We start from the raw sequence: 21,133 nt of genomic DNA, 5'->3' as shown, positions 1-21,133 counted from the left end.
GTCAGGACGCCGGCTACGCAAGGGGTGACGAGTGCTAGCAGTCATTGTTTCCTTTGATTGCGCAGGCCCAGGCCGCAAGTTTTTCGCAGGCTTGCAGTGCGATCTGCTCGTCAAGCTTGCCTCGATAGTGCCGGTCCACCGCATCACCGGCGATCAACCCGGCAATCAGCGGCGCACCCACGGCATCGGTCAAATCCAGCCACTCCCCCCAATTGGCGGGGTGATCGTACCAACGCAGATAACCATCGCGGGAAACCGGCCACCAGCGCTGGTCGAATTGCAGCACGACCTTTTCCAGGCGGCCCATGGTGAAAAACGCCAGGGCCTCTCGGTAAGCCGTCGGCAAGCCTGGCGTAAAGTGCAGGTGTTTGAGTACCGGTATCGGCACCGTGCAGATGCAGGCATCTGCATTGAGGGCATCGACCCACACGCCGTGCTCGTCCCAGGCAACGTGCTGCACGGGGTGATTGAGGTGGATATTCAGGCCGCTGGCGGCGTCTTCCAGTAATTGCCGATAGCCTTGAGGCAGAAACTGGTCGCCGTGGCCAACGCCCTCCTCGTCGAGCGTATGCGTCGACAACTGGTCCAGGGGCAACCCGGCTTCGAGGATCAGGTTAGCGTCGATGGCATAGCGGGCAGCGCGGCGTTCGGGGGCATTGAGGGTCGCAAGGTATTGATCGATGCCCTGCGCCAAGGGTTGATGACGATCAATGGCCTGTTTCAAGCGTTCATACGCGCCATTGATGTCCGGTACGGGGCCGTCCCACGCGGCAGCCAATGGTTGCGAGAAATCGGTAGGCCGTCGCTCCAGGCCCAACTGCTCGGCACGTCGGGCCAGCGGGTTGAGGGCATAGTGCTGCAACCAGGCGGCCCCCGCATCCACCGTATGGTCACCCAGGGCCACACTGTTCACGCGCCCGCCGATGCGGTTGCGCGCCTCAAGTACGCGCACCTCCAAACCCTGCGCCTGCAACGCACGTGCGGCACTCAGGCCGGCAAACCCGGCACCGATAACGATGACCTTGCGGGCGCGGGTGCCGGCCACCGCATCCGCCGCGCGGATGCCACTGTCCCAAGCGCTGTGGGTCATGGCGCAATGATCGTGGTTGAAGGCTTCCCCAGCGAGGAACAGACGATTATCAATCGGCGTCGAGAGCAGGCGCCGCAGGCTCACATCGCCTCCCGGCAACATTGCGCTGTAGGCACCTTGGCTATAGGGGTCGTCGCACCAGCGCGTGACGTGCCAGGCGATAGGACGCGGCACTGTCATTGCTGCGGCCAATGCCGAGCGAACACCGGCGCGACGAGCGGGTCGGCGTCCACCCGGGCCAGGGTCTGGGCGAACGCCGGCCGCGAGTCTTGCAACGCCTCTCGCGCCGCATCCCAGCGCGACACCGCCGCCGCCATGATGCCCAGGGCATTCGGCTGTTGGTCGGGGGCGAACAATTGGTCGGCAAACTGATCGGCGAACACCCTCCAGGCCTGGTGCAGGTAGTGGCGCGTGCCGCTGATCAATTGCGCTTGCGCCGCCTCATCGGCGTTGCCCAGCCAGCGTTGCGGGTAGTCGATGATGCCGATCGCCGAGTAGCAATTGGCGGCGATATACACCAGGCCGCGGAGGATCTGGCCGCGGTTGCCGGCAAGTAGGTTGGCGGCCGGGAATTCCAGGCCCAGGTGGATCAGGATCGCCGCGCTTTCCGTCAGCACCTGACCATCGGGCGTGACCAACGTGGGGATCTGTTTGAGCGGGTTGATCCGTGCGAGCGCTGCACTGCCTTCGCCGTCCTGCCAGGAGCTGGCGTCCACCCGATGCCACGGCACCGCGCAACGCGGCAGGGCAATTTCAATCATGCATGAGCCGGAGTCGTCGGTGCCGTAGAGCGTGTACATGGGGGTTCCTCCTGAATGTCATGTAGCAGTTGCCGAGCACGCCAACAGCGTAGACGCTTAGCCACGCGAGGCAAGTACTTCAGAACAGGCCCATTTGCCCGCCGACCAGGGTGCCGAAGTCGTCATTCACAAACGGCAGAATCGCATCGGCCACCGGCTGCAATTGCCGCGTGACGTAGTGGTCGTAGTCAATCGGGGCCTGGCGCACCTCCAGCGGCTCCGGGCCGTTGACGGTGATCACGTAGCTGATCCAACCGCCGCGCTGGTACTGACGCGGGCGGTTCATGCGGTCGTTGTAGTCGTCGGCCAGGCGCGCGGCGCGCACGTGGGGCGGGACGTTGCGCTCGTAGTCGTCCAACCGGCGGCGCAGGCGCTTGCGGTAGATCAGCAACTCGTCGAATTCGCCGCTCAAGGTGCGCCGCACGTAGTCGCGCACGTAATCCTGATGGGGCTGGCGGTGGAAGATGCGCTGGTAGAGTTCCTGCTGGAATTGCCGGGCCAGGGGCGACCAGTCGCTGCGCACGGTTTCCAGGCCCTTGTAGACCATCTCTTCGCTGCCATCGCCGCGCACCACCAACCCGGCGTACCGCTTCTTGCTGCCCTCCTCGGCGCCGCGAATGGTCGGCATGAGGAAGCGCGTGAAGTGGGTTTCGTATTGCAACTCCAGCGCGCTGTGCAGGCCGAATGCGTTGTGCAAATGCGCGCGCCACCAATCGTTGACGTGCCGTACCAGCGCCTGGCCGATGCGGCTGGCGTCCTCCTGGGAATGCGCGCTGCCGAGCCAGACGAAGGTCGAGTCGGTGTCGCCGTAGATCACTTCATACCCCTGGGCTTCGACCAGTTCGCGGGTCTGGCGCATGATCTGATGGCCGCGCAGGGTGATCGAGGACGCCAGGCGCGTATCGAAGAAGCGGCAACCGCTGGAGCCGAGCACGCCGTAGAAGGCGTTCATGATGATTTTCAGCGCTTGGGACAACGGTGCGTTGTGTTCGCGCTTGGCCTCTTCGCGGCCTTCGGAGATGCGCGCGACGATGGCGGGCAGGCAGTGCCGGGTGCGGGAAAACCGTGCGCCGCGAAAGCCTTCCACCGACGCACTGTCATCGGGGTGCTTGAGGCCTTCGACCAGGCCTACAGGGTCGATCAGGAAGCTGCGGATGATCGACGGGTAGAGGCTTTTGTAGTCCAGCACCAACACCGATTCGTAGAGGCCGGGGCGTGAATCCATGACAAACCCGCCGGGGCTGGCCTGGGGCGGTTTGTCGCCCAGGTTCGGCGCGACGAAGCCCTGGCGGTGCATCAGCGGCATGTACAGGTGGGTAAATGCGGCCACGGAGCCACCGTTGCGGTCGGCTGGCAAGCCAGTGACGCTGGCGCGTTCGAGCAGGAACTTGAGCAGCTCGGTCTTGGCGAAAATCCGCGTGACCAGTTCGCAGTCCTTGAGGTTGTAACGCGCCAGGGCCGGCTTGTCCTCGGCGAACATGCGGTTGATCTCGTCCATGCGCTGGTACGGCGTGGAGATGTCCTTGCCTTCGCCGAGCAGGGTTTGCGCGACGTTTTCCAGGCTGAAGGACTCAAAACTCCAGGTGGCCGAGCGCAGCGCTTCGATACCGTCGATGATCAACCGCCCCGCCGCGGCCGCGAAGTAATGATTGCGGCTGCCGTGTTCGCGCCAGGTCATGGGCTCTTCGCCGCGGCCGAGCAGGAGCGGCACGTTGAGGCGCTGGGCATGTTCGTGGAGCACGCGCAGGTCGAACTGCACCACATTCCAGCCGATGATCGCATCGGGGTCATGGGTGGCCAGCCACTGGTTGAGGCGTTCGAGCAATTGGCCGCGGGTGTCGCAGTAGTCGAGCTTGAAGTCCACCGCGTCGCTCTTGTTCGGCGGGCCGAGCATGTACACCTGGCGCTCGCCGCAGCCTTCGAGGGCGATGGAATACAGATCGCCCTGAGCGGTGGTCTCGATGTCCAGGGACACCAGTTTGAGCGGCGGACGGTAGTCGGGTGCGGGTTTCATCTGCGCTTCGAGCAGCGCGCCGCTGGCATCGGGCGTGCCGTCGAACCACACGGGGGCGGTGATGAAACGCTCCATCATGTAGCGCTCGGGCGGGCGCACGTCACCTTCGTAGACATCGACACCGGCGGCGCGCAGGCGCTTTTCCAGGTCCATCAGTTGCCGATGCTGGCGGGTGTAGAGGCCTAATACCTTGCGGTGATGGAAATCGCACAGCTCCAGCGGGCGCAATTCGATATCGCGCTCGTCTTTGAGCAGCCAATCCAGCGGCTTGCGATGGGCTTCGGGGATGAATATCACCGAGCTTTGCACGGGGAGGCGAATAAGCCGCGGCCCCTGGTCGGTGGCCAGCCAGAAGCTGACCTGCGTCCCCGCCGGGGTGTCACGCCAATGCCGGGTCAGGACAAAACCCTGCTGTAAATCCACCGTGCCGCACCTCAGGAATCACGTTCAGGGCGTGATTCTACCCGGCATCCGGCCAAACGCGGCACGTTAACGCACACAGAGCGCAATCGCCTCAGGCGATGCCTTGGTGGAAGTGGCTCAGGTAGCCTTCGATATTGCGCATTTGCTCGTCCCAGCCGCGGGAATTCATTTTGAAGGCTTTCAGGCGGCGGGCTTCGGGCACTGCGTCGAAGCCGGATTCAACGACCCGCAGCAGAATGCCCGGGGCGCGGTCTTCAACGGTGAACTCCACCAGCGTCGGTGTTTCCTTGTCGTAGTCGAAGCCCTTTTCGACGGCGAAGGGGTGCCACGAGAAAGAAAACCGCGTCTGCGGCAGGATGCGTTCGATCTTGGCTTTCCAGATCACGTGTTCGTAACCTGGGTAAGTGATCGGCGCTTCGATCGTTTCCCCGGCGACAAAGGTCTTGCCCTTGAGGGCGATGCCAAACCAGCGGCCGAATTGCTCGGCATCGGTGAGTGCCTCCCACACTTTTTTGCGTGGAGCGTTCAGTAGGACTTTCCGTTCTATACGATCTGATACGTGCATACGTCACCTCCTCCATTGACAGTAGGCGACATCGACTAATGCGCAACCTTGGGTTCTGCGCGATGATGATGCCCCCATTGTTGTCCAGGCCCTTAGGTTATGACTGACCCGTTGAATGGAAGTTGCTTCTGTAAAGCCGTGCGCTACCAGGTGGACAGCCTGGACATGCCCATCAGCCACTGCCACTGCGACAGCTGTCGCAAGGTGCATGCGGCAGCGTTTGTGAGCACTGCCGGCGTAATGCGTGAGCACTTTCGCTGGACCCAGGGCGAAGAACTGTTGGCGGCCTTCGAATCCTCGCCAGGCAAATTCAGGCGCTTCTGCTCGCGCTGTGGCTCACACCTGATGGCCGAGCGCGGGCATCAGCCCCATGTGATTGTGCGGGTGGCGACGCTGGACGATGATCCGGGCATCAGGCCCACCGCGCATATCTGGACGGCCCACGATGTGCCGTGGCTGGCGCATGAGGGCGTGCAGCAGTGGGACGAATGGCAGCTGTGAGTCAGACGTGGGGGTCGCCGGGGGCTTTGCTCGGCGTCGCATATTGCGGCTTCAAGTGGCCTTCGTGGTCGAGCAGCCAGGCGTCCATGATCTGGCGCACCACCGGGCCTGCGACGCGGCCACCGGCCTCGCCGTTTTCGATCATCACCGAAATCACGATCTGGGGGTGCTCCGCTGGCGCAAACCCGACAAACAGCGCGTTGTCACGGTGGCGCTCCTGGGTTTTGTCGCGGTTGTAGCGCTCACCCTGTTTGATCGCCACCACCTGCGCGGTACCACTCTTGCCGGCGATGCGGTATTGAGCGCCTTGCGCGGCCGCCCGGGCGATCCCGCGCGGGTCGTGCATCACCAGTTGCATCCCGTGGTTGACCTGCTCCCAGTCACGCGGGTTCTTGAGGACCACGTTGGGCATCGGGTGCTCGTCCACCGGTGCCACGCCGTTGATGGTCTTGGCCAGGTGCGGCCGATTCCACACGCCTTTGTTGGCAATCAACGCAGTGGCCTGGGCCAGTTGCAGCGGCGTGACTTGCATATAACCCTGGCCGATGCCAAGGATCACCGTTTCGCCCGGGAACCAGGGCTGACGCCGGGTTGCGCGCTTCCAGGCCTGGGACGGCATCAGGCCGGCCGACTCTTCGAACATGTCCAGGGAGACTTTCTGGCCGAGGCCGAACTCGGCCAGGTAGTCGTGCAGGCGGTCGATGCCGAGCTTGTGGGCCAAGTCGTAAAAATAGGTGTCGTTGGAGCGCATGATGGCGGCGTCCATATCCACCCAACCGTCGCCGCTGTGGTTCCAGTTGCGGTATTTGTGGTCAAAGTCGGGCAATTGGTAGTAACCGGGGTCGAACACGCGGGTCTGGGCCGTCACTACCCCGCTGTCGAGACCCGCGATGGCCACTTCCGGCTTGATCGTCGAACCCGGCGCATAGAGACCGCGCAGGACGCGGTTGAACAGCGGCCGGTCGATGGAATCATGCAGGGCGGCGTATTCCTTGAAGCTGATGCCAGTGACGAACAGGTTGGGGTCGAAGCTGGGTTTGCTGACCATCGCCAGTACTTCGCCAGTTTGCGGGTCGAGGGCTACCACGGAGCCACGACGATCGCCCAGCGCTTCTTCCGCCGCTTCCTGGAGTTTGACATCGAGGCTCAGCACGATGTTTTTGCCGGGGATCGGATCGGTATGCTTGAGCACACGCAGTACGCGCCCCTGTGCATTGGTCTCGACTTCTTCATAGCCGACATGACCATGCAGTTCTGACTCGTAGAAACGCTCGATGCCAGTCTTGCCGATGGACTGCGTGCCGCGGTATTCCACCGAGTCGAGGGCCTTGGATTCTTTTTCGTTGATGCGGCCAACGTAACCGATGGAGTGAGCGAAATGCGCGCCCAGGGGGTAGTGGCGGACGAATTGCGGTTCGACGTCTACACCGGGCAGGCGGAATTCGTTGACGGCGAGTTCGGCGATCTGTTCTTCGGTCAGCTCATAAAACAACGTAACCGGAACAAAAGGATGCCGCGCCTGCTTCAGCGCCTTGTCGAATACGGCACGGTCTTCTGCCGGCAGGTGCAGCAGGCTGACGATCGCGTCCAGTTCGCCCTTGAGGTCGGTGGTGCGCTCGCGGGTGATGGTCAGGTTGTAGCTTGGACGGTTGTCGGCCAGCACGACGCCATTGCGGTCATAGATCAAGCCGCGAGTCGGTGTGATGGGCAGTACGTGGACACGGTTGTTTTCAGAAATCGTCGAGTGATACTCGAATTGCACGACCTGCAGGAAATACAGGCGGCCCACCAGGGCGCAGGTGATGCCGATCACCAACAAGGCGCAGGCGAGCAGGCGCTTGTTGACCAGGCGGTTTTCGTTTTCGTGGTCTTTGATCGGGATTGGTTGAGGCATTTCTACAGCATCTCGTTGAAAAAGGTCGACGCCGCGTCCTGCGGATAAAAGCTCAATCCTTGTGAAAATGTGCTGCACCATAACAAAAATGCAGAAACACTTTGCATCGACTTCCCCAACGGTACCTGGGAAGAGCCCTGTGGTGCCGTTGAGTCAGACGGCACCGAGCATCAGGGGATGAGGCTACTGTTACCAGATGGCAACGGAGGCCTCGAACAGCAGGGGGATTTCAGATCCACAGGTCGTTCATGGCGGTGCGGTCTCCCCCTTCATGGCCGGTGTTCAAGATGCCGCGTGGTTCGATCATCATCAATTTGGCTTCGCCTTCGGCGGCGGTCCGATGTTCTATTCCGCGAGGAACGACATACAGCTCACCCGGTGCCACATACACGGGACCGTCCGGAAGGTCGATGCGCAGTGTCCCTTCAAGCACGAAAAACGCCTCGTCGGTTTCTGGATGTGAGTGCCAGATGAACTCGCCTTCGATGCGTACAACCTTGAACTGGTAGTCGTTCATCTCGGCGACGACTCTCGGGCTCCACTGTTCACTGATGAGCGAAGCCTTTTGCGCGAGATTGACAGGTTGTGCTGGGTGCTGCTGAGTCATGACAGATCCTCTGGTAGGTGAGAGTTGTCAGACTATCGAAGGAAGGGTCGAGCGCTCTTGTACGATCTTGCAGCTTGAGGAGAGCGATACAAAAGCCTTTAGTAGACACTGCCAAGGAAGCACTGAAGACCACCGCAATGAGGCGCCCTTTCCGACCGCCCAAAACAAAACCCCTGTCTGCGTGAGCAAACAGGGGTTCTGGAATTTAATCTTGACGATGACCTACTCTCACATGGGGAAACCCCACACTACCATCGGCGATGCATCGTTTCACTGCTGAGTTCGGGATGGGATCAGGTGGTTCCAATGCTCTATGGTCGTCAAGAAATTCGGGTACTGAGTCGTGGCCTGATGGCCTCGCTTCAGCAAATTGGGTATGTGATAGTTTTCGGTGTTTTGTAAGAGTCGAACTTTCGGTTCGTTTCGTCTTCACACACCGCAATCTGGTCTCTTTCGAGTTCGCAAATTGCTTGGGTGTTATATGGTCAAGCCTCACGGGCAATTAGTATTGGTTAGCTCAACGCCTCACAGCGCTTACACACCCAACCTATCAACGTCGTAGTCTTCGACGGCCCTTCAGGGGACTCAAGGTCCCAGTGAGATCTCATCTTGAGGCTAGTTTCCCGCTTAGATGCTTTCAGCGGTTATCTATTCCGAACATAGCTACCCGGCAATGCCACTGGCGTGACAACCGGAACACCAGAGGTTCGTCCACTCCGGTCCTCTCGTACTAGGAGCAGCCCCTCTCAAATCTCAAACGTCCACGGCAGATAGGGACCGAACTGTCTCACGACGTTCTAAACCCAGCTCGCGTACCACTTTAAATGGCGAACAGCCATACCCTTGGGACCGGCTTCAGCCCCAGGATGTGATGAGCCGACATCGAGGTGCCAAACACCGCCGTCGATATGAACTCTTGGGCGGTATCAGCCTGTTATCCCCGGAGTACCTTTTATCCGTTGAGCGATGGCCCTTCCATACAGAACCACCGGATCACTAAGACCTACTTTCGTACCTGCTCGACGTGTCTGTCTCGCAGTCAAGCGCGCTTTTGCCTTTATACTCTACGACCGATTTCCGACCGGTCTGAGCGCACCTTCGTACTCCTCCGTTACTCTTTAGGAGGAGACCGCCCCAGTCAAACTACCCACCATACACTGTCCTCGATCCGGATAACGGACCTGAGTTAGAACCTCAAAGTTGCCAGGGTGGTATTTCAAGGTTGGCTCCACGCGAACTGGCGTCCACGCTTCAAAGCCTCCCACCTATCCTACACAAGCAAATTCAAAGTCCAGTGCAAAGCTATAGTAAAGGTTCACGGGGTCTTTCCGTCTAGCCGCGGATACACTGCATCTTCACAGCGATTTCAATTTCACTGAGTCTCGGGTGGAGACAGCGCCGCCATCGTTACGCCATTCGTGCAGGTCGGAACTTACCCGACAAGGAATTTCGCTACCTTAGGACCGTTATAGTTACGGCCGCCGTTTACCGGGGCTTCGATCAAGAGCTTCGCGTTAGCTAACCCCATCAATTAACCTTCCGGCACCGGGCAGGCGTCACACCCTATACGTCCACTTTCGTGTTTGCAGAGTGCTGTGTTTTTAATAAACAGTCGCAGCGGCCTGGTATCTTCGACCGGCATGAGCTTACGGAGCAAGTCCTTCACCCTCACCGGCGCACCTTCTCCCGAAGTTACGGTGCCATTTTGCCTAGTTCCTTCACCCGAGTTCTCTCAAGCGCCTTGGTATTCTCTACCCAACCACCTGTGTCGGTTTGGGGTACGGTTCCTGGTTACCTGAAGCTTAGAAGCTTTTCTTGGAAGCATGGCATCAACCACTTCGTCATCTAAAAGATGACTCGTCATCAGCTCTCGGCCTTAGAATCCCGGATTTACCTAAGATTCCAGCCTACCACCTTAAACTTGGACAACCAACGCCAAGCTGGCCTAGCCTTCTCCGTCCCTCCATCGCAATAACCAGAAGTACAGGAATATTAACCTGTTTTCCATCGACTACGCTTTTCAGCCTCGCCTTAGGGACCGACTAACCCTGCGTCGATTAACGTTGCGCAGGAAACCTTGGTCTTTCGGCGTGGGTGTTTTTCACACCCATTATCGTTACTCATGTCAGCATTCGCACTTCTGATACCTCCAGCAAGCTTCTCAACTCACCTTCACAGGCTTACAGAACGCTCCTCTACCGCATCACTTACGTGATACCCGTAGCTTCGGTGTATGGTTTGAGCCCCGTTACATCTTCCGCGCAGGCCGACTCGACTAGTGAGCTATTACGCTTTCTTTAAAGGGTGGCTGCTTCTAAGCCAACCTCCTAGCTGTCTAAGCCTTCCCACATCGTTTCCCACTTAACCATAACTTTGGGACCTTAGCTGACGGTCTGGGTTGTTTCCCTTTTCACGACGGACGTTAGCACCCGCCGTGTGTCTCCCATGCTCGGCACTTGTAGGTATTCGGAGTTTGCATCGGTTTGGTAAGTCGGGATGACCCCCTAGCCGAAACAGTGCTCTACCCCCTACAGTGATACATGAGGCGCTACCTAAATAGCTTTCGAGGAGAACCAGCTATCTCCGAGCTTGATTAGCCTTTCACTCCGATCCACAGGTCATCCGCTAACTTTTCAACGGTAGTCGGTTCGGTCCTCCAGTTAGTGTTACCCAACCTTCAACCTGCCCATGGATAGATCGCCCGGTTTCGGGTCTATTCCCAGCGACTAGACGCCCTATTAAGACTCGCTTTCGCTACGCCTCCCCTATTCGGTTAAGCTCGCCACTGAAAATAAGTCGCTGACCCATTATACAAAAGGTACGCAGTCACCTAACAAAGTAGGCTCCCACTGCTTGTACGCATACGGTTTCAGGATCTATTTCACTCCCCTCTCCGGGGTTCTTTTCGCCTTTCCCTCACGGTACTAGTTCACTATCGGTCAGTCAGTAGTATTTAGCCTTGGAGGATGGTCCCCCCATATTCAGACAAAGTTTCTCGTGCTCCGTCCTACTCGATTTCATGACTAAGAGATTTTCGCGTACAGGGCTATCACCCACTATGGCCGCACTTTCCAGAGCGTTCCGCTAATCTCAAAGCCACTTAAGGGCTAGTCCCCGTTCGCTCGCCACTACTAAGGGAATCTCGGTTGATTTCTTTTCCTCAGGGTACTTAGATGTTTCAGTTCCCCTGGTTCGCCCCTTACACCTATGTATTCAGTGTAAGGTAACCATCTTATGATGGCTGGGTTCCCCCATTCAGACATCTCCGGATCAAAGTCTGTTTGCCGACTCCCCGAAGCTTTTCGCAGGCTACCACGTCTTTCATCGCCTCTGACTGCCAAGGCATCCACCGTATGCGCTTCTTCACTTGACCATATAACCCCAAGCAATCTGGTTATACTGTGAAGACGACATTCGCCGAAAATTCGAATTTCTCAATTAAGAGAACTCACAAATTTTACCTTAGCCTGATCCGTTACCAGTGAAAGTAACGTTCAGTCTATCTTTCTATCACATACCCAAATTTTTAAAGAACGATCTAATCAAAGACTAGAAATCAACATTCACCATCATCACGATGGAATGCTCATTTCTAAGCTTTCAAACTTCAGAAGCAGTAGTGGTGGAGCCAAACGGGATCGAACCGTTGACCTCCTGCGTGCAAGGCAGGCGCTCTCCCAGCTGAGCTATGGCCCCGTATTTCTACAGGTTCCCACACAAAATTGGTGGGTCTGGGCAGATTCGAACTGCCGACCTCACCCTTATCAGGGGTGCGCTCTAACCAACTGAGCTACAGACCCAATTTCGGGCTGCTTCTTATCGTCTTCTTCAATGAATCAAGCAATTCGTGTGGGAACTTATGGAGCAGCTGATGTCGTCGATTAAGGAGGTGATCCAGCCGCAGGTTCCCCTACGGCTACCTTGTTACGACTTCACCCCAGTCATGAATCACACCGTGGTAACCGTCCCCCCGAAGGTTAGACTAGCTACTTCTGGTGCAACCCACTCCCATGGTGTGACGGGCGGTGTGTACAAGGCCCGGGAACGTATTCACCGCGACATTCTGATTCGCGATTACTAGCGATTCCGACTTCACGCAGTCGAGTTGCAGACTGCGATCCGGACTACGATCGGTTTTCTGGGATTAGCTCCACCTCGCGGCTTGGCAACCCTCTGTACCGACCATTGTAGCACGTGTGTAGCCCAGGCCGTAAGGGCCATGATGACTTGACGTCATCCCCACCTTCCTCCGGTTTGTCACCGGCAGTCTCCTTAGAGTGCCCACCATTACGTGCTGGTAACTAAGGACAAGGGTTGCGCTCGTTACGGGACTTAACCCAACATCTCACGACACGAGCTGACGACAGCCATGCAGCACCTGTCTCAATGTTCCCGAAGGCACCAATCTATCTCTAGAAAGTTCATTGGATGTCAAGGCCTGGTAAGGTTCTTCGCGTTGCTTCGAATTAAACCACATGCTCCACCGCTTGTGCGGGCCCCCGTCAATTCATTTGAGTTTTAACCTTGCGGCCGTACTCCCCAGGCGGTCAACTTAATGCGTTAGCTGCGCCACTAAGAGCTCAAGGCTCCCAACGGCTAGTTGACATCGTTTACGGCGTGGACTACCAGGGTATCTAATCCTGTTTGCTCCCCACGCTTTCGCACCTCAGTGTCAGTATCAGTCCAGGTGGTCGCCTTCGCCACTGGTGTTCCTTCCTATATCTACGCATTTCACCGCTACACAGGAAATTCCACCACCCTCTACCATACTCTAGTCAGTCAGTTTTGAATGCAGTTCCCAGGTTGAGCCCGGGGATTTCACATCCAACTTAACTAACCACCTACGCGCGCTTTACGCCCAGTAATTCCGATTAACGCTTGCACCCTCTGTATTACCGCGGCTGCTGGCACAGAGTTAGCCGGTGCTTATTCTGTCGGTAACGTCAAAACAATCACGTATTAGGTAACTGCCCTTCCTCCCAACTTAAAGTGCTTTACAATCCGAAGACCTTCTTCACACACGCGGCATGGCTGGATCAGGCTTTCGCCCATTGTCCAATATTCCCCACTGCTGCCTCCCGTAGGAGTCTGGACCGTGTCTCAGTTCCAGTGTGACTGATCATCCTCTCAGACCAGTTACGGATCGTCGCCTTGGTGAGCCATTACCTCACCAACTAGCTAATCCGACCTAGGCTCATCTGATAGCGCAAGGCCCGAAGGTCCCCTGCTTTCTCCCGTAGGACGTATGCGGTATTAGCGTCCGTTTCCGAACGTTATCCCCCACTACCAGGCAGATTCCTAGGCATTACTCACCCGTCCGCCGCTCTCAAGAGAAGCAAGCTTCTCTCTACCGCTCGACTTGCATGTGTTAGGCCTGCCGCCAGCGTTCAATCTGAGCCATGATCAAACTCTTCAGTTCAAACATCTTTGGGTTTTTAAGAAACCCTAAACTTGGCTCAGCAATCGTTGGTTACATCTTTGATTTCTCGCGGAGTAACTTGTGATGCTGATAATCTTGTTGACTATCAGTCTGACTCCACAAGCACCCACACGAATTGCTTGATTCAGTTGTTAAAGAGCGGTTGGTTAAGATCTTTCGTCTCAACCGAGGCGCGCATTCTACAGCAGCCTCATTTGCTGTCAAGTGATTATTTTCAGAAGTTTTCAAAGTTTCCTTTGTAACTTCAACCACTTGCGCTTCCGATCTCTCGTTAGCGGGAGGCGAATTCTACAGCGTTACACGCTGCTGTCAACACCTCTTTTTCTCCGCTTTCGACCGAGAAGATCGAAACGTCAATAGAGCCAAACAACCCTGCCCTGCCAACTCCTTCCAGGCTTCGATGAGCTGAAGCTGGTCGCTGTCGAATCTTGCGTAACTCTTTGTTTACCAAGGAGTTTTCCGTTTCGACTGCGCCGGAAGTGGGGCGAATTATAGACGTCCAGGATTTGCCGTCAACCTTTAATTTGGTTTTTCTATCAAACAGCGGAAAACCTCCAAATCCACTCTATATAGAAGGTAGAAAACTGATAATTGAGCAATATATTGCTCAGCGACACACACTTAAGCATCATAGGGCTCTTTGCTACTCAAATATGACCTCGGACGAACACCCCAATGACCACCTCCCCTCGCAGCCTGGCCTCGGCACTGTTTCCTGTCGGCCTGCTGTTGATCGCCATGGCTTCCATCCAGTCCGGCGCTTCGCTGGCCAAGACCATGTTCCCTATCGTCGGCGCTCAAGGCACCACCACGCTGCGCCTGATTTTCGCCAGCATCATCATGTTGCTGATATTGCGCCCATGGCGGGCCACGCTGACGGCCAAATCCCTGCGCACCGTGATTGTTTACGGAATGGCGTTAGGCGGCATGAACTTCCTCTTCTATATGTCGCTGCGCACAGTCCCTCTTGGTATTGCGGTAGCCCTGGAGTTCACCGGGCCGCTCGCCGTCGCCCTCTATGCATCGCGCCGCGCGGTGGACTTTCTGTGGATCGCCCTCGCGGTTGTCGGTCTTCTGCTGTTGATCCCCACGGGAGAAGCCAGCACGGGGATCGACCTGGTCGGTGCGGCTTATGCACTAGGCGCAGGTGTTTGCTGGGCGCTCTACATTCTGTTCGGCCAAAAGGCAGGGAATGACAACGGCGTGCAAACTGCTGCCCTCGGCGTCATGATCGCCGCCTTGTTCGTCGCACCGATCGGCATCGTTCATGCGGGCGCGGCATTGCTGACGCCTGCGCTGATTCCAGTTGCCATCGGCGTCGCCATCCTGTCCACGGCGCTCCCCTACACCCTGGAGATGGTCGCGCTGACTCGCCTGCCCGCCCGTACTTTCGGCACCTTGATGAGCATTGAGCCCGCATTCGGCGCGCTCTCGGGCCTGTTCTTCCTGCAGGAGCATTTGTCGCTCGCACAGTGGCTGGCCATCTCCTGCATTATCCTGGCCTCCGTTGGCGCCACGCTGACCATGCGAAACGAGGCCAAACCTCTAGTACCAGCCGATTAATCATCTTTGACGGTAACTCTGGTATTTGCCGCTCATTTGGGCCATGTTTAGGCCGCAAACAAATGTCATTCATGGAGAGTTTCGACAAGGACAGCGCGAACGCTACAATCGAGAGCGAGTAAAGCCAGCTTCAGGCAATTTTTTCGAAGCGGCTATTAAGGATGGGAATGAAGCGAATTTTGATACTGTTAATGGTCGTGGCCATTGCTGGCTGTGCCGCGACCACCAAGACAGAAGTGAAACGGGGCAAAAAAGGGCTGCATATCAACTGTTCCGGGCTGTCCTCCTCCTGGGACCAGTGCTACACCAGTGCAGTCAACTCATGCGGCGCCAAGGGCTACCGGGTTATCGCCAAGTCCGGTGACAACTCCGAAGAGCCTGGGGACTACCCCTTCGGCCTCAACCCTGCCGGCTACACCAGCCGGAGCATGATCGTCATCTGTAAATAGCGGCCCGAGCAGTCCACTTCCGACTGCTCCGCAGCGCCCACCGAACGCCTCGACCCCGCGCAGCCCTTCGCGACGCTGCGACCGGCCGCCTGCGCGTAAATCACAAGCGGCACTTGCCGAGCAGCGACCGATCAAATAGCCGCGGTGCGTACCTGCAACCACTCCAGCGCTGCGCCACTGAGCAATGGGCTCAAACGCTGACACACCTCGGCATGGTACGCATTGAGCCACTGGCGCTCCTCCGCCGTCAGCAACGACGGCTCCAGACAACGGGTATCGATCGGGCACAAGGTCAGGGTTTCGAACTCGAGGAACTCACCGAACTCGGTCTTGCCCGCTTCGCGATTCAACACCAGGTTCTCGATACGCACGCCCCAACGCCCCGGACGGTAAGTACCCGGTTCAATGGAGGTGATCATGCCCGGCTGCATCGCGGTTTGCGGCGCAGTAGCGGCCTGGTAGGCGATGACCTGCGGACCTTCATGCACATTGAGGAAATAACCTACACCGTGCCCCGTGCCATGGCCGTAGTCCACACCTTCGGCCCAGATCGGCGCGCGCGCGATGGCATCGAGCAGTGGCGACATAATGCCCTTGGGAAAATGAGCACGGGACAGGGCGATCACCCCCTTGAGCACGCGGGTACAATCACGCTTCTGTTCATCACTCGGCGCTCCGATAGGCACCATCCGCGTGATATCGGTAGTACCGCCCAAGTACTGGCCACCCGAGTCGATCAGCAGCAGGCCATCGCCTTCGATCAGCGCATGCTCTTCTTCGGTGGCGTGGTAATGCGGCATCGCGCCATTGGCATTGAACGCAGCGATGGTGTTGAAACTCAGCGACACATAACCGGGACGGCGGGTACGTGCGGCCGTCAGGTGTTCGTCGATGGTCAGTTCAGTGATGCGTTCACGGCCCAGCGCACTCTCCAGCCAGGCGAAGAATTCGCACAAGGCCGCGCCATCCTGCTCCATGGCCAGGCGGATATGTTCCGCGTCGGCCAGGCTCTTGCGGGATTTGGCAAGCGTCGTCGGGTTCAGCCCTTCCACCAGCTTGACGCTGGCGTCCAGGTGTTCCAGCAAACCGGCGGTCACGCGTGCCGGATCAACCTGCACACTCGCGCCCGATGGCACCGCGCGCAGGGCATCGGCGACTTCGCTGTAATCGCGCAAGGTCACGCCATCCTGCTCAAGCACCGCCCGCAGCGCGGCATCGACTTTGCTCAGCGCCACAAACAGCGTGGCCTGTTGCGCATTGATCAGGGCGAAGGATACAAACACCGGGTTGAACGATACATCGGCACCGCGCAGGTTAAACAACCAGGCGATGTCATCCAGGGTGGCGATGAAGTGCCAGTCGGCGCCCTTTTCTTTCAAGCTGGCGCGCAGTGCAGCGAGTTTTTCGCCACGGCTGACGGTGGCCTGCGGTGGCAGGTGCTGATAGATCGGCTGATTCGGCAACGCCGGGCGGTCGCTCCAGACTTCATTCAACAGGTCGATATCGGTACGCAGGCGAGCACCGCGCTCCGCCAGTTTACCGCCCAAGGTACGCGCCGACGCCACGGCCATTACCGCACCGTCGACCGCCACCACGGCGCCCTGCGGCGTCTGTTCGGCCAGCCACTCCAGCGGGCCAGGTTGCCCCGGCTGCAGCTTCACCAACTCGATACCGCTGCCCTTGAGTTCCTTGGTCGCTTGTTCCCAGTAGCGGCTGTCGGCCCAGACACCGGCGAAATCCGCGGTGACGATCAGCGTCCCCACCGAGCCGTGGAAGCCCGACAACCATTGACGCCCCTGCCAGTAGCCCGGCAAGTATTCGGACAGGTGCGGGTCAGCGGACGGCACCAGCAAGGCATGAATGCCTTCGCGGCGCATCAATTCACGGGTATGCGCCAGGCGCTGGGGAACCGTTCCATGGGTCAAAGGCTGCGTACTCATTGTGTCTCCTGCTAACCACGAATAATTGTTATGGATTACGAATGAAGAATCAGACCGCCCAGAACGCCGGCGCACTGGCAAGGGCGGCCTTGATCAACTGCACGGCCTGGTCGATATCCTGCTCGGTGGTGAACCGCCCCAGGCTCAAGCGAATGGTTCGACCGGCGCTGCGGGCATCATGCCCCAGCGCCAGCAGCACATGGGAGGGCGCATTGCTCGCCGAATTGCAGGCCGAGGTGGCGGAAAAAGCAATGCCCGCACTCAAGGCCGCGGCGTTGAACTCGCCTTCACCGAAGGTGAGGCTGAGGGTGTGGGGAATGCGCTGGGTGGCGCTGCCATTGAGACGCACACCGGCGACCGACGCCAGTTGATCGAGCAGGCGCTGGCGCAAGGCCACGATCGCCGCCTGCTCTTCACTGAACGCCTGCGCCGCCAAGGCGAACGCCGCGCCCATGCCCGCAATCTGGTGGGTTGCCAGTGTACCGGAGCGCAAGCCGCCCTCGTGGCCACCGCCGTGAATCTGCGCCAACACCTTCCGCTGCGCCCGCGGCCCGACATACAGCGCGCCGATCCCCTTGGGGCCATACACCTTGTGCGCGGAAAACGACATCAAATCCACCGGCCATTGCGCCAGGTCGATCGCCACCTTGCCCGCGCCCTGTGCCGCGTCCACATGCAACAACGCGCCGTGTTCACGCACCCGCGCGCCAATGGAGGGGATGTCGTTGAGGGTGCCCAACTCGTTGTTCACCAACATCAGCGATACCAGGAAGGTGTCCTCACGCAGTGCTTCACTCACCGCCTCGGCACTGATCAACCCATCGGCGTCCGGCGCCAGGTAGGTCACCGCCACTCCGGCCTCCTGCATCTGCCGCGCGGTGTCCAGCGTAGCCTTGTGCTCGATCTGGCTGGTGATGATATGCCCACCCGCCAAGCCCCGCGCTTGAGTCACCCCCTTGATCGCGAGGTTGTTGGACTCCGTCGCGCCGGACGTCCAGACGATCTGCTCCGGCTCGGCACCGACCAACTCGGCCACCTGGCGACGCGCCTGTTCAACCGTTTGCCGGGCCGCTTGGCCGAAGGCGTGGGAACTGGACGCAGGGTTACCGAAATTGGCGTGCAAGCCCAGACACTCGACCATCACCTGGATGACCCGCTCGTCCACCGGGGTGGTGGCGGCGTAGTCGAAATACAACGGACGTTTATTCATAACCTTAGGGACTCGCAGAGCAGGTTCCCGAGAGCAACGTCTCAGGGGCATCGACCGGAACAGAGGTCGTCAGGTTTACCCGATCGAATGCCATTAAAAAAGGACCACTTGACGTAAATGTGCGTAGGAACGCTCCTGAAATTCAGCTTAACAGGCTGACATAGCGCCATGGCAAACAAAAAGCCCGAGGCTTCTTGAGAAACCTCGGGCTTTTTGCCACTGAGCACCGGCTCAACTGGGGCGGCCATGCAGGGTCACATTACGTTCGGCGTTCATTTCGCCCTGGTGAGCAAAACTGAAAGGTTGTTGTGCCTGACCGGTCAGGGCAGCCCGCTGGCGTTGATATTCGTCAAACGACAAGCCGCGACGGCTCAACGCCTCCAGCGCCAGTTCCCGGGTTTCTTGCGCCGTGTAAGGGCGTAATTCAGGCGAAGGATGGGTCGCACAACCGGCAACGACAGAAGTGACGAGTAATAAGGAAACAGCAAAAAATCGGTTCATGGCGACGGCTCTGCGAAGAAGGTCTCAAGTCAATGAACACAGGCTACTCCCGACCCTGGACAGTGAAAAATCACCATCCGTGATAGTCGCTATCACCCGTCGCCACACCCTCATCAGCGCCACCTTTATATTCCTTTAAGATCTATAAATATAGAAATACGTTCATTTACGGAATAACCATAACCCTCTATAAATGGCTCCACGCGAATTCGACACTGTTCGCCAGGCAACTGTTGCGCAGGCAACAGCCATTCAACAAAACACCAGGCAGACAACAGCAACGTTTTTCAGCAGTGAGCCCGCAGCCCAGGCGGATCAAGGCCTGCAGCCGTTGGTACAGCTCTTGCTCAGACCGGCTCACTTCCCCTGCTATGCCACTGTTGAAAAAGGAACTGTTCATGACCCGTCCCCTGAATGTCGTTGCCCTCTCCGGCGGAACCTGGCGCCCGTCCCGTACCCTGGTGTTGACCCAGGCCGTGCTGGCCGAACTGGCGACGTTGTTGCCGATCCAGACGACCCTGATCGAACTCGGTGATATCGCCCGGCCACTGGGCGGCGCACTGTCGCGCGATGAGTTGCCGGCCGAGGTCGAATCCCAACTGTTGGCCATCGAACAGGCCGACTTGCTGATCGTCGCCGCACCGGTCTATCGCGGTTCTTATCCAGGCCTGCTCAAGCATCTGTTCGACCTGGTTGGCCTCAACTCGCTGATCGACACCCCTGTGCTGCTGGCCGCCACCGGCGGCAGCGAACGTCACGCGCTGGTACTCGATCACCAGTTGCGCCCGCTGTTCAGCTTCTTCCAGGCCCTGACCTTGCCGATCGGCGTATACGCCACCGAAGCCGATTTCACCGATTACCAAATCACCAACGAAGCCTTGAAAGGCCGTATTCGCCTTGCGGCAGAACGCGCAGCCCCTTTGTTCGCCGCGCACGCCCCCTCACTGTTGAAAATCGCTTAAGGATTCGTCATGGATGTTTTCTGGTTTCTGCCCACTCATGGCGACGGTCATTACCTGGGCACCACCCAAGGTGCCCGTCCGGTCACCCTCAATTATCTGAAGCAAGTCGCCCAGGCCGCTGACAGCCTTGGCTACTACGGCGTGTTGATTCCTACCGGGCGTTCGTGCGAAGACTCCTGGGTAATCGCCTCGGCGCTGGTGCCGCTGACAGAACGCTTGCGCTACCTGGTGGCAATTCGCCCTGGCATCATCTCGCCCACAGTGTCGGCGCGCATGGCGGCGACCCTGGATCGCCTGTCCAACGGCCGCCTGCTGATCAACGTCGTGACCGGCGGCGACCCCGACGAAAACCGCGGCGACGGCAGCTTCCTCGACCACCGCGAACGCTATGAAGTCTCCGACGAATTCCTCAAGATCTGGCGCCGCGTATTGCAGGGCGAATCGGTGGACTTCGAAGGCAAACACCTGCGTGTGCAGAATGCCAAGGCACTTTACCCACCGGTGCAGAAGCCTTACCCGCCGCTGTACTTCGGCGGTTCCTCCGACGCCGCCCACGACCTCGCCGCCGAACAGGTGGACGTGTACCTGACCTGGGGCGAACCACCCGCCGCCGTCGCCGAAAAGCTCGCGGATGTACGTGAACGGGCCGCGCGCCACGGGCGGACCGTGAAGTTCGGCATCCGCCTGCATGTGATCGTGCGCGAGACCGAAGAGGACGCCTGGAAAGCCGCCGACAAACTGATCGAACACATCAGCGACGAGACCATCGCCGCCGCGCAAAAATCCTTCTCGCGCTTTGATTCCGAAGGCCAGCGCCGCATGGCCGCCTTGCACGACGGGCGCCGCGACAACCTGGAAATCGCCCCCAACCTGTGGGCCGGTGTCGGCCTGGTCCGTGGCGGTGCCGGCACGGCGCTGGTAGGCAACCCGCGGCAAGTGGCCGAGCGGATCAAGGAATACGCGGATTTGGGCATCGAGAGTTTCATCTTTTCCGGCTACCCGCACCTCGAAGAAGCCTATCGCTTCGCCGAGTTGGTGTTCCCGCTATTGCCGGAACCCTACGCCAGCCTGGCCGGGCGCGGTGTCACCAATCTCACCGGACCGTTTGGCGAGATGATTGCCAATGATGTGCTGCCGGCCAAGGCCTGAGAATGCTGAGATCGCACCGTTGATC

Annotated in this window: 14 protein-coding genes, 2 tRNA genes and 3 rRNA genes; 5 read left to right on the top strand and 14 right to left on the bottom strand. The window is 58.6% G+C overall.

Annotated elements, in window-relative coordinates; genetic code table 11:
- Positions 1-34 precede the first annotated feature (34 nt).
- From LQ249_RS10995 to LQ249_RS10980, 4 genes are all read right to left on the bottom strand, one after another.
- Positions 35-1,270 (bottom strand): flavin monoamine oxidase family protein, encoded by a 1,236-nt coding sequence (locus LQ249_RS10995; RefSeq protein WP_057004858.1) that lies wholly within the window; start codon positions 1,268-1,270, stop codon positions 35-37.
- Entirely contained in the window at positions 1,267-1,890 is a 624-nt protein-coding gene (locus LQ249_RS10990) for a glutathione S-transferase family protein (RefSeq protein ID WP_057004857.1), read from the bottom strand. The genes LQ249_RS10995 and LQ249_RS10990 overlap by 4 nt, the downstream gene beginning before the upstream one ends.
- Positions 1,891-1,969: 79 nt before the next feature.
- Complete coding sequence (locus LQ249_RS10985; protein WP_017846920.1) at positions 1,970-4,327, bottom strand: DNA polymerase II; 2,358 nt, start codon at positions 4,325-4,327, stop codon at positions 1,970-1,972.
- A gap of 91 nt (positions 4,328-4,418) precedes the next feature.
- The gene (locus LQ249_RS10980) at positions 4,419-4,892 is read right to left on the bottom strand and encodes an SRPBCC family protein (protein WP_046384125.1); all 474 of its coding nucleotides are present in this window, start codon (positions 4,890-4,892) and stop codon (positions 4,419-4,421) included.
- 99 nt (positions 4,893-4,991) lie between these two features.
- Here LQ249_RS10980 and LQ249_RS10975 point away from each other — a divergent pair, with 99 nt between their 5' ends.
- Entirely contained in the window at positions 4,992-5,393 is a 402-nt protein-coding gene (locus LQ249_RS10975; RefSeq protein ID WP_057004856.1) for a GFA family protein, read from the top strand.
- Between the two features lies 1 nt (position 5,394).
- On the opposite strand, the gene mrdA is transcribed toward LQ249_RS10975, so the two are convergent.
- The 7 genes from mrdA to LQ249_RS10940 form a co-directional block, all read right to left on the bottom strand.
- Positions 5,395-7,287 (bottom strand): penicillin-binding protein 2, encoded by a 1,893-nt coding sequence (gene mrdA, locus LQ249_RS10970; RefSeq protein WP_079443257.1) that lies wholly within the window; start codon positions 7,285-7,287, stop codon positions 5,395-5,397.
- Positions 7,288-7,516: 229 nt separating this feature from the next.
- A complete protein-coding gene (locus tag LQ249_RS10965; RefSeq protein ID WP_046384128.1) occupies positions 7,517-7,894 on the bottom strand; it encodes a cupin domain-containing protein in 378 nt (125 codons plus the stop codon).
- A 209-nt stretch (positions 7,895-8,103) separates the two neighbouring features.
- Positions 8,104-8,219 (bottom strand): 5S ribosomal RNA (gene rrf, locus LQ249_RS10960).
- Between the two features lie 156 nt (positions 8,220-8,375).
- Positions 8,376-11,267: ribosomal RNA gene (locus LQ249_RS10955) — 23S ribosomal RNA — on the bottom strand.
- 247 nt (positions 11,268-11,514) lie between these two features.
- A tRNA-Ala gene (locus LQ249_RS10950) sits at positions 11,515-11,590 on the bottom strand.
- 27 nt (positions 11,591-11,617) lie between these two features.
- A tRNA-Ile gene (locus LQ249_RS10945) sits at positions 11,618-11,694 on the bottom strand.
- Between the two features lie 82 nt (positions 11,695-11,776).
- Positions 11,777-13,313, bottom strand: a 16S ribosomal RNA gene (locus LQ249_RS10940).
- The 16S, 23S and 5S rRNA genes sit together here with 2 tRNA genes alongside, the layout of an rRNA operon.
- Before the next feature lie 696 nt (positions 13,314-14,009).
- Here LQ249_RS10940 and rhtA point away from each other — a divergent pair.
- Positions 14,010-14,897 (top strand): threonine/homoserine exporter RhtA, encoded by an 888-nt coding sequence (rhtA, locus tag LQ249_RS10935; protein WP_057005828.1) that lies wholly within the window; start codon positions 14,010-14,012, stop codon positions 14,895-14,897.
- A gap of 167 nt (positions 14,898-15,064) precedes the next feature.
- Positions 15,065-15,346 carry a hypothetical protein gene (locus LQ249_RS10930; RefSeq protein ID WP_017846914.1) on the top strand — a complete coding sequence of 94 codons (282 nt, stop codon included), beginning with the start codon at positions 15,065-15,067 and terminating at the stop codon, positions 15,344-15,346.
- Between the two features lie 131 nt (positions 15,347-15,477).
- Here LQ249_RS10930 and LQ249_RS10925 read toward each other — a convergent pair whose 3' ends face one another.
- The 3 genes from LQ249_RS10925 to LQ249_RS10915 form a co-directional block, all read right to left on the bottom strand.
- Positions 15,478-17,286, bottom strand: coding sequence for an aminopeptidase P family protein (locus LQ249_RS10925; RefSeq protein WP_017846913.1), 1,809 nt, complete (start codon positions 17,284-17,286; stop codon positions 15,478-15,480).
- Between the two features lie 49 nt (positions 17,287-17,335).
- On the bottom strand, positions 17,336-18,496 hold the full coding sequence (locus LQ249_RS10920) for a cysteine desulfurase family protein (protein WP_134939368.1): 1,161 nt from the start codon (positions 18,494-18,496) through the stop codon (positions 17,336-17,338).
- A 231-nt stretch (positions 18,497-18,727) separates the two neighbouring features.
- Positions 18,728-18,997, bottom strand: a complete 270-nt coding sequence (locus LQ249_RS10915) for a hypothetical protein (RefSeq protein WP_046384132.1) — start codon at positions 18,995-18,997, stop codon at positions 18,728-18,730.
- Between the two features lie 398 nt (positions 18,998-19,395).
- Between LQ249_RS10915 and msuE the strand changes: the two genes are divergently transcribed.
- Both msuE and ssuD read left to right on the top strand, forming a co-directional pair.
- Positions 19,396-19,959, top strand: a complete 564-nt coding sequence (gene msuE, locus LQ249_RS10910) for an FMN reductase (RefSeq protein ID WP_057005851.1) — start codon at positions 19,396-19,398, stop codon at positions 19,957-19,959.
- 9 nt (positions 19,960-19,968) lie between these two features.
- Entirely contained in the window at positions 19,969-21,108 is a 1,140-nt protein-coding gene (gene ssuD / locus LQ249_RS10905) for an FMNH2-dependent alkanesulfonate monooxygenase (RefSeq protein WP_046384133.1), read from the top strand.
- The last annotated feature ends 25 nt before the right edge of the window (positions 21,109-21,133 follow it).

This window comes from Pseudomonas sp. 7-41 (assembly GCF_021233075.1).
Classification (GTDB): domain Bacteria; phylum Pseudomonadota; class Gammaproteobacteria; order Pseudomonadales; family Pseudomonadaceae; genus Aquipseudomonas; species Aquipseudomonas veronii.
Note: the sequence above shows the minus strand (reverse complement) of the source record. Positions and strands in the feature narration are given on the sequence as shown.